Genomic DNA, 12073 nt, shown 5'->3' with positions numbered 1-12073 from the left:
TAAATCTCCTATCTTAGTCTAAATTCTAAGTTAATCAACGCTCTTTTAAGCGGTGTACCTGTTGTTGTATCGTCTATCATTTGAATGGTACTTGCCTGTGAATTCAAAGCCCAAGAATAGCCCTCTGTGGCACTTATATTCAATGCTTGATTAAATATATTACTTGCCATTTTTGAAGCTAGTACACGACCTGCTTTTTCGGCTTTATTCCAAACAGACAATGAAAGACTTACTGTGCCTTTGATATCTGTTTTATTTGGTTCATGAATTATCTGAATACTTTCCATTTCAACAAATGGATAGCCCACTTCATTCATTTGCTTATAATCATAAACGGTATACCCCAAAGCTTGTATTCGTTTGAACAATTCGTCAAAAATAGATTGGTCTCGAGTTTTAATCATTTGAGTAACCTTTCTAAATCTTTAATGAATACGCCTTTTTGCACATTATAAGCTGGTTTTACAAAAGGTTGAGCAGATTGAAAACGAGTTCCATATTCAACGTATGCGGAATAATCTGTGTGTGGCCCAGCTTGTCCGCTGAATCCACCTTCTGTCAACTCCATTTTTATGGATCGCTTCATATATCCGGTGTCAACTGGAACAAGTTTCTGCATATTCGCTGTCATATTTGACGTGTTAGACTTTACAACTTGTTGAACATCCTTTAAAGAAGCGGCTTTATCCAAATGCTTTACAAGCTGGTCAATCCCTTTTATGGATAAGCTAGATTTCATTGACTTACCTCCTGCAAAATAAAAGTGTTTCGCTCACTTGGATTGCGGTAAGTCATTAAAGCCCACTTTTTATTATCAAACTCAATGTAATCATATTCTGGCATAGTAAAAAGGGGCATCATTCGCATGACTTTTGCCCCTTGTTTAATATCCCCGAAAACTTTTATACTTCTGTCAGTTCCAATATCAGTGATGTTTGCACTAAATACTGCTCGAGTTGGTTCTTTTTCAACCCATTCGCCCAAATCGGGGTCATAATGTGAGTCGGGCGATTCTTTGATAAAAGTAACTTCATCTAAATATCTCAATACAATCTGAACCTCCCAATCTTCTTATCGCCCTCAGTTTCTTTTGATTTTCGCCATGATTCAATTTCATCGGCATACTCATCAAAATCAGATTCTGAAAAAGTCATGCTTAATCCTTCTTGTGAGTAGGACTGCATGCCTTCTTGACCGATACGATTAAAACGCTTCAAGGAAACGTCCAAAACAACATATTCTAGTTCTGGCGGTACTTCTTCAATGTCAGAACCAAGAATAAGCAATAGACGTTCACGAGTGCGTTTTTCGATTACTTCCAAGCGCTCATCCGATGAACCGCCTAAAAGCTTTTTTAAATCATCAGTGATAGCCATAAGCAACTCCTAATTTTGAAATCAAATCTTCTTTCTTATCGTTTTTTGTATATTCTATCCCTTTAGTTTCAAGAAGCTCTTTTAGCTGATTAACGGTAAGCGTCGTTAGTTCATCATTTTTCACTTGCTTGGTCGCATTTATGTTTTCATATTTATGCAAGTGGCGACTTAGTAGCCGTCCCATTATACACCAGACGTAAATGTGATATTAACAACTTTTGTTAAATCATAGAGATATGCTGCGTAATGTTCATCTGCAGTAATTACAGTTGTTTTAGTAACAATATCACGGTCAGTTTCTACCTGAACTCCACGTTTTAAAACTAATTTCAAAGCTGGGCTATTTGAAACAATCTTGAACATTAGAGCTGAACCCTCAGCTAGTTTTTTAGATCGTACAATTTGAGCGCCTAAAACATCAGCGTAAGTTCCGTTGATAATAGTATTTGCTCCTACTTCTGAACCAATTTTTTGTGCGTTTGCATCTTTACGAATTTTTGCCGCATCTTTAGGATTGACGATAAGAACATAGGCTTGTGCATCCTCATCATTAAAGATATCCAATGCAGCTTGAACCCCGTCAACGTTTGCTTTAGTAGAAACAGTTTGAGAGGTAGTCTTAGCTGCGCTCAATAAGTCGTCATCGACTTTATTTGCAAGAGATAGCCCAAGTTGTTTATTAGATTCTCCAATTGGATCACCATAACCAGATAATGCGGCTTCATCCGTGATTTCTGTACCTTTTGCAGCTTTTTTAATTGTTACTGACTTAGTAGTAGTTCCGATTTTATCTAACGAAATTTCTCCGCCTTCTGCAACATCAGCAGCATCGCCAATATAAGTAAAAGCTGGGAATTTCAAAGTATTACCTGGTTGTCCTTGAAGTGTTGTGTCAACTTGTGCAAGAGGTGCAAACCGAAGTGCTTTATTCAATTCGTATGAAACAATTGGTGCAAGCACCTCTGGATTTACTAAGTCTGCAAGTGTTGTTTTTTGTTTTGACATTTTAATAGCCTCCTGTTAATTTTTTAAATTCATCTGGATTTGATTTTGCTAATTCAGCTTTTTCAGCATAAGTCATCGAATCAAATTTATCTTTATCGACTGATATTACATTACCCGGAACACGTTTAGGCGTTGTTCCTGTGTTTCGTGCTTTTTCCCACTGTGAGCGTTGATTATCAAGCAAATTGAGGAAAGTTTTTACATTGCTGTAAGTTTTTTCTTCATCAACATCAACTAACAATCCTAACTCCGCAGCACTTAAAGCAATTCCACTTTCTTTCAATACTTCGTCAGCTTGACTGGTAATGTTTGAAATTTTGATTTGTGCTTTAAGGCTTGCGATTTCATCGTCTTTAGCTTTTTGAAGTTCGGCAGCTTTTTCTTCGTCAGATTTTTCTTTAACTGACTTTTTGCCACCTTTTTCAAGTTCTTCAATACGAGCCAGCGCTTGGTCAAGCTGTGTTTTTGTTTCATTTTTTTCAGCCTGCTCTTTTCCGATTCGTTTTTGAAGCTTTTCGACAATTTTGTCATTGTCAGTTGATTGTTCTTGTTGCTCTTCTTCGTTTGTTTCTGTTTCAGTTTCTGAACCAACTTCAGACGTCTCATCAGCTGCTTCTTCTGCGAACAGTTGCAAATTAAGGGGTAAAAGTTCTGTTTGTTCCATTTCTGGTTCCTCCTACTCGCATTTAAAGACTTGGGAGTCTGATTTTCTCGTGTTTTATTTAGTGTCCACAACGTTCGGAAACGGACAAGAAAAGCGCCTGTCAGTGACAAACGCTTAGTTTTGAATATTCAGGTTTCCTGCTTTTATAATATCCCCAGCAACATCACCCAAATTACTATTTTTAAGACTATCTGTTTTTATTTTAAAATTAGTCCCTGATGTTTCTACATAATCAATAACAATAGACAAATGTTTTGAGCCATCTTCGTAATTCGTATTATCTACAGAAACACCAGTAATTTTTTGATTAGCTACATCTCCCAATAGCTCATTTGCAAGAACAAATAATTTTTTATCATTTTTATTCATTGAAATCTATCCTTTTCTAATTTTTTTAATACCTCAATCGGAAGACTTCCTTTATGATATTTATCCATATATGGATTGAATCTTAAAACCTCTTCGGGATCTATAATTTCTTCAATTACATTTTTATCACCATCAAAATAATAATGATAGAATTTATTTTCTTTTTTGAAGATGAAGTTAAGGGATTCAAATTCTCCATCATAGGAATAATATAGTATTTTCAAAATATACCTCCATATTATTTGGGAGTAACTAGTACTTCAATTCCCATATTTTTTAGCTGTTCAAATTCTTTAGAAAATTTATCTAAATAACTTTTATCTGGTACAATGATTCTCTTCACGTCATTTTTAAAAGTTAAATCTCCATGATATTGAGCTTCAATATAACGATTTGTTTTTTTATTTGAATTTAAAAATTCTGAGATACTGTTAATTTCCCCAATAGCTTTCTCTTTGATACCATTGTAAGTTGGCTTTGTACCTACTGGTGTAGCAGATGTTATCAAACCTCTTCTGTTAAATAAGCTATCGTTAACGGTATAAGTCGTGCGTTTTCGAACACTATCATCGAACTCAATGGTAATGTCCCCATAACCTAAAACTGAATGTCTTGCTTTCTTTTCAAATAAATCATCAGAATCTGAAAGATAGCCATATTTGGGCATTTCGCTTCTCTTAATATTTTCTGGCAAATTAAATAAAGTTTTTTCAATCCTTATTCGTCCTTTATCGAAGCCGTCCCCAAATTCATGGGAACTTTTAAAATTTCCGCTTTCTACTGCTCTTCTAAATCCAATACCTGAAATTCTCATTCTCATAGAAGATTCATTGGTCAGCTTCGCAAAGGACTCACTTTGAGCATCATATTTTTTAGCATTAACTCGCCCAGCTTTTAACCTTGATTCTTCACGTTTCTCGTTTAAATAATCATCGTTCAGACCTTTCAATGAAACTGGAATATTTTCACCACTATTTTTCTTGTCTTGTTACTTCAACCGATCATCCCAGAAACCTTTATCATCAACATGCGGTGCTGTGCTACATCTACAAAACGGATGCATGTTTGGTGCATTAATACCAGGCGACATATCTTTTAATTTGAATATTTTACCATTCAATGCCCCACAGATAGGACAAGCTAACGGTTCAGCAATATATTCATAACTTTCAATATCCGCTTTTTTATAGCTTTCTTCTTGAATAGCCGTTTGAATTCTCGTTGTTTCTGACACAAGCAATCGTTGTGCGTTGTAAGTCGCATTAAGCTTTCCTTGTTCAGTCATCAGCCTTTTAAGTTGTGGGGCCAATGCTTTTGGATTGATTCCGCCAGTCACTGACCGGATGAGAAGTTTTTCAATATCAGCTTTCAATTCAAATTGGTACTGCCAAAGCTTGTCAGAAAAACTGGCAAATCCTTCGACCTTATAACTTCCGTTAAGAACTGATTCAACTAGACTGTTATAGCCTTTCTTTGGAACGCTTAAACCAAGAATTCCCGCTTGTCTTTCAAATTCTGTAAGAGCTGCACCAGTCAAATTATTTGAGAAATACTTGTCCAAGTCATCAAATACTGAAATAAGCTCCAGACCAATATTTGCTTTCAGAAGTTCTAAACGATTCACTCTCATAGTCAAGTTATAAAGTTTCAACACTTGATTTGCTTGGTGCGAAAAGTCTTTTTCTTTAACATACTTTTTGGCTTTATTTTCAAATCCTTTGACGTCCATCTTATCCGCACGTTTCATGGCTTCACTAATAGAAATTCCTTGACCATTCGCAAAGTTCTGCCAGTTGGCATCGATTTCTTTTTGAATAGCCTCTTGAGCTTCAAATAGCTTATCCATGATTTGTTTCATGCGTTTGGTATCATCTTTGATTTGTTGCGCCTGCCACGCTTGCTCACGTTTTATCCAATAGTCGGGAGTTCTCATAGGTTACTCCTTTGGTGATTTGACCTTACACAGAAAGTATTTTTTGAAATTAGATTCAATATCTTTAATCAATTCCTCTGCCATCTTAGATGCAAGTTGCTTATTGAAAAAAGAGATAAATCTTATTTTAATAATACTGAATCTGTAAAATAGGCGCTGCTTTACTACAGCTTCAACTTTAATCTTGGGCATTGGTTACCTCCTCGTTCGTTTCAGGAACTACTGTTCCCTTTTCACTAGATTGCTTGTCCTTGTCAAAGATAGCTGTAGAAACTTCTTCCTTTTTGATTTTTTCCATTTCAGCTTGGACATCTGGAATAACAGAAATGACACTCAAAGCAGTCTCTTGGCTTGTAATTCCCATAAGAATATTAGCAGTCTCGGCTTGCTCTTTAATATCTTTAGGCTCATTACGTGTAAAGGTGTACTCAATATCTTTCCAAGCATCTTTGTTTGAAACGTTCGTACTTAACTCACAATATAGTTTGTATCGACTATTCAAAGAAGATTGGAACTTACGTTGAAATGACAAAGCTAGGTTACTCATTGCTTGAAGCTTGTAAGCTAACGAGACACCACTTGATGACCCGAAAGATTCATCAGAGATATTCGCAACCATTGTTGTTTGGAAGATTAATTTAGTCAGTCGGTCCAATAGATTTTCTGTTTGAGAATCACTATCAGGCTTTTCTAAGAATTTAACATCTAATTTTGAAGCAGAACCACTTTGATCATTCTGATTCTTATCATAATAATTAATTAGACGATTATCTGTGATATTTTTAACATCTTCTTCGTCTATTTCTGCTCCCATGAAAACCATATACTGATCGCTAAAATAATCAACGTCATTTGCTTTTTCACTAATAGCTTTATTAAAAGCGTTGACTAATGAAATAACAGATTCAAAGATACTCATTCGTTCTTCATTGAAATAGAACTCTACAACTGGTAAATCTGGATATGGGTTGTAAGTCTTTTCTCCAAAACTAATCTCATCATTTTCTCCGCTGATTTTAATAGTTTCAAGTAGAGTATAAACTTCTCCATGAATTTTTTTGTCCTCGTCAATACCATATCTCACGGCAAATAAAGGCTCTTGTTTGACTGTATCATCATAGACCATAAACATATTTTCTGGACCATTATAAACAACATTCGTTTGAGTGTCCTCGTCTTGATACAAGAGTTCAAAAGCTCGTCCATAAATACAAGCCATCTTTGCAAGCTCTGACTCTTCATCTTCCATGTCGTTCAAATTATCAAATTCTTGTAATTTAGTAAGTATTTCTTTATCTGAATGTGACTTTTTAACTGGAATCCCATTAAAGTAACCTGTGAAAGTATCAACGATATATTTTGCGAAGTTATTAGTTAAACGATTGTCAGGCTTCCAAGAATCTTTTTTTGGTTCATCATCAATATCCATGATTCCAAGATACATATTTTTCAAGTACTCATACCGAGCAACCTCTAATTTATGTTTTTCCATGAACTTGTTAACCACTTCAACTGTGATTGGCTCATCTTTTGAAAATGTCATTAATTTAGGTGGTTTGTATTTCAATTAGAAATCTCCTTTATATTTTAAATGATTTTAACCCGGCTTTTATTCGCTTACCGCTCATTGTTTCTGCAATACCCGTTGTTGCATCGGGCGCATCATCGTGTTTATTTTTACCTTCACGTTGATAAGTCGTCATTGCTTGATAGTATTCGGGGAAACGAGTTCGCCAGTCATTAGGAAATCGAACGTGCTGCTCTATCCAATAACTATTGGAATAAATTCGGGCTTCTTTATTATTTCCTTGGAAGAAATCTTCTACAGCACAAGCCACTTTGCCTTGAATCTTATCCCTGACAGAACGAGCAAAAGACCGACCGCCATTGTTACGCTCGATTCTTGATGCATTTACTCTGTTATTAATTAATTGATTGGCCACTGCGTTTTCTGTGTATTCCATCGGTTTTTGAGTGTAAATGATATCCAGTACATCCGCAAAGCCGTCTGAGGTTTCACCCCACACAATCGAACAGAGATAGTCTTTCCCGGTGTCTGCAGTATCGCAATAGTTCCAAATCTTTTTGTACTCTGAACGAGCATTGTAGGTTTGGAACTCACTATATAATCGACCTTTGACATCAATCGGCTCTTGTTGGTAGTTGGCGCTGGCAATATCAGCACCCATTGTTTTTACCTTGCGCTTATAATCTTCAAGAGTCAGAACGTCATCACAAAGCATTTCATTCGTTTGTTCATTGAAAGCCTTGAAATTAATATGCTTTACTCGATAGCCATTCTTAGGCAGTTCACGCAAAGCACGTCCAGCCAAATCTTCGCTATGCCAACGAGTCATATTGATTATGATTTTACCGCCCGACTCCAAACGTGAAAGCATGGTATTTACGAACCAATCCCAGTGTTTCTCTAAGACTGTCGCATTGTTGGCTTCCTCAGCATTCTTGATAACATCATCAATGATAATAATATCAGCACCAAAACCTGTTGCGGTACCTGTTGGAGAAGTCGCCAGATAGTTGTTATAACCGTCTGACAAACTCCACAGGTTTTTCGCAGCATCTCCGTCTTTAATCTTGGAATCAAAAATATCGGAGTAAACAATCTTATCCACATCCGCTTTATTTTGTTGAATAGTGTTACGAACATTTTTAGAGAAAACTGTTGATAGAATTTCGTTATATGAACCAGTCATGATTTTCTTCGTGTGGTCATTACCAAGCACCCACTCTACAAATTTACCGAGCGTGAGCGACTTCCCGTGACGTGGCGGAAGATTCAAAACTAAAACATCGTGTTCATCATCATTTAGAAATGACTGAAACTCTTCACACATTGTCACCAGATAAGCTCTATCTCGTTTATAAAAGCTTGGCATGATGAGATTACAGTAATCAAAGAAAAAGCGCTTAGACAGCTCAATTTTTGCCCCTAGCGCTATTTTATCCATCACGACTCGCCAACTTTCTAAGCTCTTCTGTCGATAAGTCTACAAAAGGATTGGTTTTGACTGAACCAGATAACTCAACTTTGCTTGTATAATCGCCATCCATTTTATTAAGAGTGTCAATTGCCTTAATCATGTCAGCTTCTTTTTCAGCGTTTTTAGCTATCTCTGATAGAGTGACCATTCGCTCTTTACGAGTCATAATCGCAGCATCTTGAGCTTCTTCTTGAAGTTCTTTATACCTACCCAAAACCTCACTGGCTTTTATTAATTCACTTGCTCTACTATCAACTGTATTGTCTTTCCATCTTTTTGCTTTAGGGAACGATTCACGATAAGAAAGTCTTTGACTCATGCCAGAAATTAGGCATTGAACGAACTTTTCATGTCTTGCATTTTCTAATACTGGCATTTAATCTCCTTTCCAACAATAAAAGGCTGCCCATTGGACAACCTGTAATAAAATAATAATGTGACTGAGTGAGATTCGAACTCACGCCTCTGCATTAAAAGTGCAGTGTCTTAACCCCTTGACCATGCAGCCACTTATTAGGCAATGGAGGTAGTCGACTTCGTCCATTCTTACCCTTAGCTCCATCCGGAGCCAGACCTAATATAATTTTATGAAGCAAATTCAAACCGATACTTATGATATTTTTTGCTTTTGCCTTTTACTTCATAATACAAGTATATCAGCAAAAATAAGGAGCAACACTCCAATTTCGTGCCTTTTTCGTTTCATTTTTATCCCAATTTGACCCATGCTTTCAAATGAAATAGCCAATATGAGGGTTTATATCTTTTCTAAAGCGATAATAAATAAACTTAGCTTTCTTTTCTGAAATCTCAATCCCTTCATTATCAAGTTCCATCATTACTCTGTACCATGTAAAACCACCGTAACCACAGTGTTTTAGCTTGATTATTTCTTTTTCCTCCTTAATTAAAGGTTCGTACCACAAGCTGAATTGGTACATCAGGTCTTTGAGCTTGATGTATTCCTCATCATTTTCAAGCGCTTCTTTATTTAAAACATGACTTTCAGGTTCCGAACCACCAGAATAAGCTGTACGAATACCTAAGTTATCTACTTTTTGCTTATAAAGATATCTGCTTTCAATTGATTTTATTCTGGCTTCAAGTCTGCCATTAACGTAATCTCCAATAATTCTATCTAACTTATCAGCCATTCATCAAATTCTCCTTTTGTGGTATAATTAAGTTAGAAAACTTCTTGCCGAAGCCCATTGCAGTGGGCTTTTTTTGTTTAATAGTGTATAATATACATTGGTCAAAAATATTACACAAACTAAGTTGATAATTAGTTGCTCCATACTACTGACCAAGTGTGGAGTTTTTTAGTACCCAAACCATATAAAGCGCAATATTCGAAGTAATAACCCTAAAAATATTAAGCAAATTGCTATAAATAGCAGCCACACAAAGGCATTACCAATAATTTCTCCTGATTTTTTAAACATTTTCTCCTCCAGTTGAGTTTAGCGAGTTCCTAGCTCAGTATGATATAATTTGTTAGACCATAAAAATTATCCATGAAACATTGTTCTATTAAGCTCGAATCTGGTCAGTTCGGGCATTTTTATTTTGGTATGAATTATTGTTATGTGTGCTATAATGTTAATGACTAAAAATAAAAATCGAAGTAATCTTCAGTATTTCGCTCAAGCTTGGTCAGCTTGGGCTTTTTTTGCGTTCAATTATCCTTCCATAAATAGAGAATCATAATTAAGATATAAAGAAATTGTCTTGTTTCAGCCAATCCCCAATTTCTAGAAATATGTTCAAATATGAGGTAAAAGATAGATAAACAAGTTACTCTTATTAACCCTTCGATAACTTTATCTTTCATTCCACAACCTCCTCGATATAGGCGACTTTGAAAGCTCCGTTGATACCAGTGTACCAACCTGCGTTGCTTTCGATATATTCAATAACATCAGCGAAACTATCGGCTTCAACAAACTGTTGTTTTGAACGAAGTGCTCCATTTTGGTCAATAAACGAATTGCTTACTAATCTAAATCTTTTCATCTCCACCTCAATCCATATGTTTATCAAGCCATTTCTCAGCTTCATAGTCTTTTTGAAACTGTCCGCTTTGAAAATATTCAACTGATTTATTAAGTTTTCTAATGGCTTCAAAATCAATTTCTGCAGTATTATCAGCCATTAAAAGAGCTTCTTTCTTATTCATACCAAGTTTGACAGCAGCATTTACTATCGGATTTGCGTATTCTGTCATCATTCCTCCCATTCGTGAGCTGTAGAACAATATGGGCAATAGAAACCTAAAGGCGCTTCATCCAAATTTATGAGAAATTCGTTTTTGCATTCCAAACACTCAATTAATTCAAATTCATCCATTTATTTCTTCTCCCCTCTCACGTTCTCAGACTCGTCAAGGTCTGAGCGGTTGAAATCATAAATGAAGCACCCAGCATTATGCTTGAGTATTTCTCCGCATCTTACGCAACGGTCTTCGCTCATTGTAAATGGCAATGGTTCCCACTTATGCCCGAACAGCTTACACAAAAGTTTCATTTTCTATTCCTCCACCATTTTTTAATATCATTTTTGAAAATGAATATGATAAAAGCCATGATAATAAGTCCCCAAATTGGAATAGCAATCATTGCTGCTTTTATGATTTGTATTAATAATTCTTGCAATTCATTATTCATTCAATCCCTCCCCACCAGTCATTGACCAGATATTAGTTTGTCGGTCATTCAAATCTCCTTAGTATTCATGAAATAATTCATTCAAATAAACTCATCTGTCCTTTCTTTTCTTCTATGAGTGGAATCCAGTCAGGAAATTTACTTTCAATATGTTCAATTGCCTGTTCCGTCCATTCATGAATCCCTAAAAATTCCATTGCATCTTTGCTGTGAGGGATAACATTTATCTCTGAGAAACCAATCGGATTATTAGCACTGTTTTGAATGAAATAAACTTGCTTCACGGCCATTTCCAATGCATCACCATGAATGATTACACCATTCATCCCTCGGATTGCAAAGGCATGAATCAAGAATGAAATAGCTTCATCCGATAATTCTAATGCCTGGTACCAATAGTTACTCGGCAAATAGTTAAAAAAGTCTGCATTCATTCGATCATTTTGCCATTTTTGGATAATTAGAGTTCCTGTTCCTGCTCCAGTTAAATCAGCACCTCCAGAACCACCTACAAGCAACGCTGTGAGCTTACCAAGTTCATCTGGTGTATAATGCTGCCCTTTTGCTGAAACAGCTGAATGAGCCATAAAATAGTCTCTAAAGAAATCAATGCCCATGTCATGGTGGATATTTAAGATTTTAGAATAAAATTCTTCACGTCCTTTTTTATCAAAAACAAGCTCTTGGATTCTATTTGTAAAATTCATGTGTTCATCAACATTGAGCATGTCATAGAATTGTTGTTCAGTAATTGTCATCTATCCCCTCCACCACTTTCACTAAATCAGTCATCATCCCCTCCAATCGCTGCGAGTGCTTTTTCTAAATCAGGCAAAATCCAGTCTGTTTGAATAGTTCCTAAATGCCCATCACGTTTAATCGTTCCAATAACATGCTCGATATACTTTTTCGCAGTGTTAATCTGTTCTTGGAGTTTTTCAACCGTTTTTTCGTCAGTGTCTGAAGAACATTCATCACATACAATAAATTCTCCTTCTGGAAGCCATTCAGGTTCGATTGGTTTATCACAGCTATAACATGTTGTTTGCTTCATCATT

24 protein-coding genes and 1 tRNA gene are annotated in these 12073 nt (G+C 35.9%); all 25 read right to left on the bottom strand.

The features are described 5' to 3' along the window. Positions 1 to 8: 8 nt before the first annotated feature. The 25 genes from MHB61_RS11815 to MHB61_RS11695 all read right to left on the bottom strand — a co-directional run bounded on the left by MHB61_RS11815 (position 9) and on the right by MHB61_RS11695 (position 12072). Positions 9 to 404 carry a hypothetical protein gene (locus tag MHB61_RS11815; protein WP_014570727.1) on the bottom strand — a complete coding sequence of 132 codons (396 nt, stop codon included), beginning with the start codon at positions 402 to 404 and terminating at the stop codon, positions 9 to 11. Continuing rightward, positions 401 to 739, bottom strand: a complete 339-nt coding sequence (locus tag MHB61_RS11810; protein WP_014570728.1) for an HK97-gp10 family putative phage morphogenesis protein — start codon at positions 737 to 739, stop codon at positions 401 to 403. The genes MHB61_RS11815 and MHB61_RS11810 overlap by 4 nt, the downstream gene beginning before the upstream one ends. Next, positions 736 to 1047: a hypothetical protein gene (locus tag MHB61_RS11805; RefSeq protein ID WP_003131945.1), complete on the bottom strand. Its 312-nt coding sequence runs from the start codon at positions 1045 to 1047 to the stop codon at positions 736 to 738. Before MHB61_RS11805 ends, MHB61_RS11810 begins: the two co-directional genes overlap by 4 nt. Then, the gene (locus tag MHB61_RS11800; RefSeq protein ID WP_003131944.1) at positions 1044 to 1376 is read right to left on the bottom strand and encodes a phage head-tail connector protein; all 333 of its coding nucleotides are present in this window, start codon (positions 1374 to 1376) and stop codon (positions 1044 to 1046) included. Before MHB61_RS11800 ends, MHB61_RS11805 begins: the two co-directional genes overlap by 4 nt. Further along, complete coding sequence (locus tag MHB61_RS11795) at positions 1363 to 1560, bottom strand: HeH/LEM domain-containing protein (RefSeq protein WP_014570729.1); 198 nt, start codon at positions 1558 to 1560, stop codon at positions 1363 to 1365. The genes MHB61_RS11800 and MHB61_RS11795 overlap by 14 nt, the downstream gene beginning before the upstream one ends. Further along, positions 1560 to 2381, bottom strand: coding sequence for a N4-gp56 family major capsid protein (locus MHB61_RS11790; RefSeq protein ID WP_058207139.1), 822 nt, complete (start codon positions 2379 to 2381; stop codon positions 1560 to 1562). The genes MHB61_RS11795 and MHB61_RS11790 overlap by 1 nt, the downstream gene beginning before the upstream one ends. Position 2382: 1 nt before the next feature. Then, positions 2383 to 3045 carry a capsid assembly scaffolding protein Gp46 family protein gene (locus tag MHB61_RS11785; RefSeq protein WP_081144361.1) on the bottom strand — a complete coding sequence of 221 codons (663 nt, stop codon included), beginning with the start codon at positions 3043 to 3045 and terminating at the stop codon, positions 2383 to 2385. 114 nt (positions 3046 to 3159) lie between these two features. Further along, positions 3160 to 3414 (bottom strand): hypothetical protein, encoded by a 255-nt coding sequence (locus MHB61_RS11780; protein ID WP_014570732.1) that lies wholly within the window; start codon positions 3412 to 3414, stop codon positions 3160 to 3162. Then, positions 3411 to 3638, bottom strand: coding sequence for a hypothetical protein (locus MHB61_RS11775; RefSeq protein ID WP_014570733.1), 228 nt, complete (start codon positions 3636 to 3638; stop codon positions 3411 to 3413). Before MHB61_RS11775 ends, MHB61_RS11780 begins: the two co-directional genes overlap by 4 nt. A gap of 14 nt (positions 3639 to 3652) precedes the next feature. After that, positions 3653 to 4363 carry a hypothetical protein gene (locus tag MHB61_RS11770; protein WP_014570734.1) on the bottom strand — a complete coding sequence of 237 codons (711 nt, stop codon included), beginning with the start codon at positions 4361 to 4363 and terminating at the stop codon, positions 3653 to 3655. A 39-nt stretch (positions 4364 to 4402) separates the two neighbouring features. After that, positions 4403 to 5347: a minor capsid protein gene (locus tag MHB61_RS11765; RefSeq protein WP_137016034.1), complete on the bottom strand. Its 945-nt coding sequence runs from the start codon at positions 5345 to 5347 to the stop codon at positions 4403 to 4405. Between the two features lie 3 nt (positions 5348 to 5350). Next, the gene (locus MHB61_RS11760; RefSeq protein ID WP_025016873.1) at positions 5351 to 5539 is read right to left on the bottom strand and encodes a hypothetical protein; all 189 of its coding nucleotides are present in this window, start codon (positions 5537 to 5539) and stop codon (positions 5351 to 5353) included. After that, positions 5526 to 6914: a phage portal protein gene (locus tag MHB61_RS11755; protein WP_014570736.1), complete on the bottom strand. Its 1389-nt coding sequence runs from the start codon at positions 6912 to 6914 to the stop codon at positions 5526 to 5528. Before MHB61_RS11755 ends, MHB61_RS11760 begins: the two co-directional genes overlap by 14 nt. A gap of 13 nt (positions 6915 to 6927) precedes the next feature. Further along, complete coding sequence (terL, locus tag MHB61_RS11750; RefSeq protein ID WP_014570737.1) at positions 6928 to 8316, bottom strand: phage terminase large subunit; 1389 nt, start codon at positions 8314 to 8316, stop codon at positions 6928 to 6930. Next, entirely contained in the window at positions 8309 to 8725 is a 417-nt protein-coding gene (locus tag MHB61_RS11745; RefSeq protein ID WP_003131930.1) for a hypothetical protein, read from the bottom strand. The genes terL and MHB61_RS11745 overlap by 8 nt, the downstream gene beginning before the upstream one ends. A 59-nt stretch (positions 8726 to 8784) precedes the next feature. After that, positions 8785 to 8859 (bottom strand) — tRNA-Lys (locus MHB61_RS11740). A 221-nt stretch (positions 8860 to 9080) separates the two neighbouring features. Further along, positions 9081 to 9503, bottom strand: a complete 423-nt coding sequence (locus MHB61_RS11735) for a RinA family protein (protein ID WP_010905372.1) — start codon at positions 9501 to 9503, stop codon at positions 9081 to 9083. A gap of 524 nt (positions 9504 to 10027) precedes the next feature. Then, positions 10028 to 10183, bottom strand: coding sequence for a hypothetical protein (locus MHB61_RS11730; protein ID WP_137016032.1), 156 nt, complete (start codon positions 10181 to 10183; stop codon positions 10028 to 10030). Then, entirely contained in the window at positions 10180 to 10365 is a 186-nt protein-coding gene (locus MHB61_RS11725) for a hypothetical protein (RefSeq protein WP_014570738.1), read from the bottom strand. Before MHB61_RS11725 ends, MHB61_RS11730 begins: the two co-directional genes overlap by 4 nt. A gap of 7 nt (positions 10366 to 10372) precedes the next feature. Further along, positions 10373 to 10576 (bottom strand): hypothetical protein, encoded by a 204-nt coding sequence (locus MHB61_RS11720; protein WP_014570739.1) that lies wholly within the window; start codon positions 10574 to 10576, stop codon positions 10373 to 10375. Then, positions 10576 to 10698 (bottom strand): hypothetical protein, encoded by a 123-nt coding sequence (locus MHB61_RS11715; protein ID WP_014570740.1) that lies wholly within the window; start codon positions 10696 to 10698, stop codon positions 10576 to 10578. The genes MHB61_RS11720 and MHB61_RS11715 overlap by 1 nt, the downstream gene beginning before the upstream one ends. Continuing rightward, a complete protein-coding gene (locus tag MHB61_RS11710; protein WP_260313839.1) occupies positions 10699 to 10821 on the bottom strand; it encodes a DUF1660 family phage protein in 123 nt (40 codons plus the stop codon). A gap of 50 nt (positions 10822 to 10871) precedes the next feature. Continuing rightward, positions 10872 to 11015, bottom strand: a complete 144-nt coding sequence (locus MHB61_RS11705; protein WP_010905362.1) for a hypothetical protein — start codon at positions 11013 to 11015, stop codon at positions 10872 to 10874. 77 nt (positions 11016 to 11092) lie between these two features. Beyond that, positions 11093 to 11773 carry a hypothetical protein gene (locus MHB61_RS11700; RefSeq protein WP_063283376.1) on the bottom strand — a complete coding sequence of 227 codons (681 nt, stop codon included), beginning with the start codon at positions 11771 to 11773 and terminating at the stop codon, positions 11093 to 11095. Between the two features lie 26 nt (positions 11774 to 11799). Further along, positions 11800 to 12072 carry a hypothetical protein gene (locus MHB61_RS11695; RefSeq protein WP_014570742.1) on the bottom strand — a complete coding sequence of 91 codons (273 nt, stop codon included), beginning with the start codon at positions 12070 to 12072 and terminating at the stop codon, positions 11800 to 11802. Between the last annotated feature and the right edge of the window lies 1 nt (position 12073).

The sequence above is a fragment of the Lactococcus sp. FSL K6-0773 genome (genome assembly GCF_038006485.1).
Lineage (GTDB): Bacteria > Bacillota > Bacilli > Lactobacillales > Streptococcaceae > Lactococcus > Lactococcus lactis.
The sequence above is the reverse complement of the archived record's forward strand: the minus strand, read 5'-3'. Positions and strand labels throughout refer to the sequence as shown.

Excerpts from the sequence above, each read along its gene's own strand:
- MHB61_RS11730 (WP_137016032.1), bottom strand. The coding sequence starts at position 10,183 with ATGAAAGATAAAGTTATCGAAGGGTTAATAAGAGTAACTTGTTTATCT.
- MHB61_RS11745 (WP_003131930.1), bottom strand. The coding sequence starts at position 8,725 with ATGCCAGTATTAGAAAATGCAAGACATGAAAAGTTCGTTCAATGCCTA.
- MHB61_RS11725 (WP_014570738.1), bottom strand. The coding sequence starts at position 10,365 with ATGAAAAGATTTAGATTAGTAAGCAATTCGTTTATTGACCAAAATGGA.
- MHB61_RS11700 (WP_063283376.1), bottom strand. The coding sequence starts at position 11,773 with ATGACAATTACTGAACAACAATTCTATGACATGCTCAATGTTGATGAA.
- terL (WP_014570737.1), bottom strand. The coding sequence starts at position 8,316 with ATGGATAAAATAGCGCTAGGGGCAAAAATTGAGCTGTCTAAGCGCTTT.
- MHB61_RS11780 (WP_014570732.1), bottom strand. The coding sequence starts at position 3,414 with ATGAATAAAAATGATAAAAAATTATTTGTTCTTGCAAATGAGCTATTG.
- MHB61_RS11760 (WP_025016873.1), bottom strand. The coding sequence starts at position 5,539 with ATGCCCAAGATTAAAGTTGAAGCTGTAGTAAAGCAGCGCCTATTTTAC.
- MHB61_RS11765 (WP_137016034.1), bottom strand. The coding sequence starts at position 5,347 with ATGAGAACTCCCGACTATTGGATAAAACGTGAGCAAGCGTGGCAGGCG.
- MHB61_RS11710 (WP_260313839.1), bottom strand. The coding sequence starts at position 10,821 with ATGAGCGAAGACCGTTGCGTAAGATGCGGAGAAATACTCAAGCATAAT.
- MHB61_RS11705 (WP_010905362.1), bottom strand. The coding sequence starts at position 11,015 with ATGAATAATGAATTGCAAGAATTATTAATACAAATCATAAAAGCAGCA.
- MHB61_RS11790 (WP_058207139.1), bottom strand. The coding sequence starts at position 2,381 with ATGTCAAAACAAAAAACAACACTTGCAGACTTAGTAAATCCAGAGGTG.
- MHB61_RS11720 (WP_014570739.1), bottom strand. The coding sequence starts at position 10,576 with ATGACAGAATACGCAAATCCGATAGTAAATGCTGCTGTCAAACTTGGT.
- MHB61_RS11815 (WP_014570727.1), bottom strand. The coding sequence starts at position 404 with ATGATTAAAACTCGAGACCAATCTATTTTTGACGAATTGTTCAAACGA.
- MHB61_RS11795 (WP_014570729.1), bottom strand. The coding sequence starts at position 1,560 with ATGGGACGGCTACTAAGTCGCCACTTGCATAAATATGAAAACATAAAT.
- MHB61_RS11715 (WP_014570740.1), bottom strand. The coding sequence starts at position 10,698 with ATGGATGAATTTGAATTAATTGAGTGTTTGGAATGCAAAAACGAATTT.
- MHB61_RS11785 (WP_081144361.1), bottom strand. The coding sequence starts at position 3,045 with ATGGAACAAACAGAACTTTTACCCCTTAATTTGCAACTGTTCGCAGAA.
- MHB61_RS11695 (WP_014570742.1), bottom strand. The coding sequence starts at position 12,072 with ATGATGAAGCAAACAACATGTTATAGCTGTGATAAACCAATCGAACCT.
- MHB61_RS11810 (WP_014570728.1), bottom strand. The coding sequence starts at position 739 with ATGAAATCTAGCTTATCCATAAAAGGGATTGACCAGCTTGTAAAGCAT.
- MHB61_RS11735 (WP_010905372.1), bottom strand. The coding sequence starts at position 9,503 with ATGGCTGATAAGTTAGATAGAATTATTGGAGATTACGTTAATGGCAGA.
- MHB61_RS11800 (WP_003131944.1), bottom strand. The coding sequence starts at position 1,376 with ATGGCTATCACTGATGATTTAAAAAAGCTTTTAGGCGGTTCATCGGAT.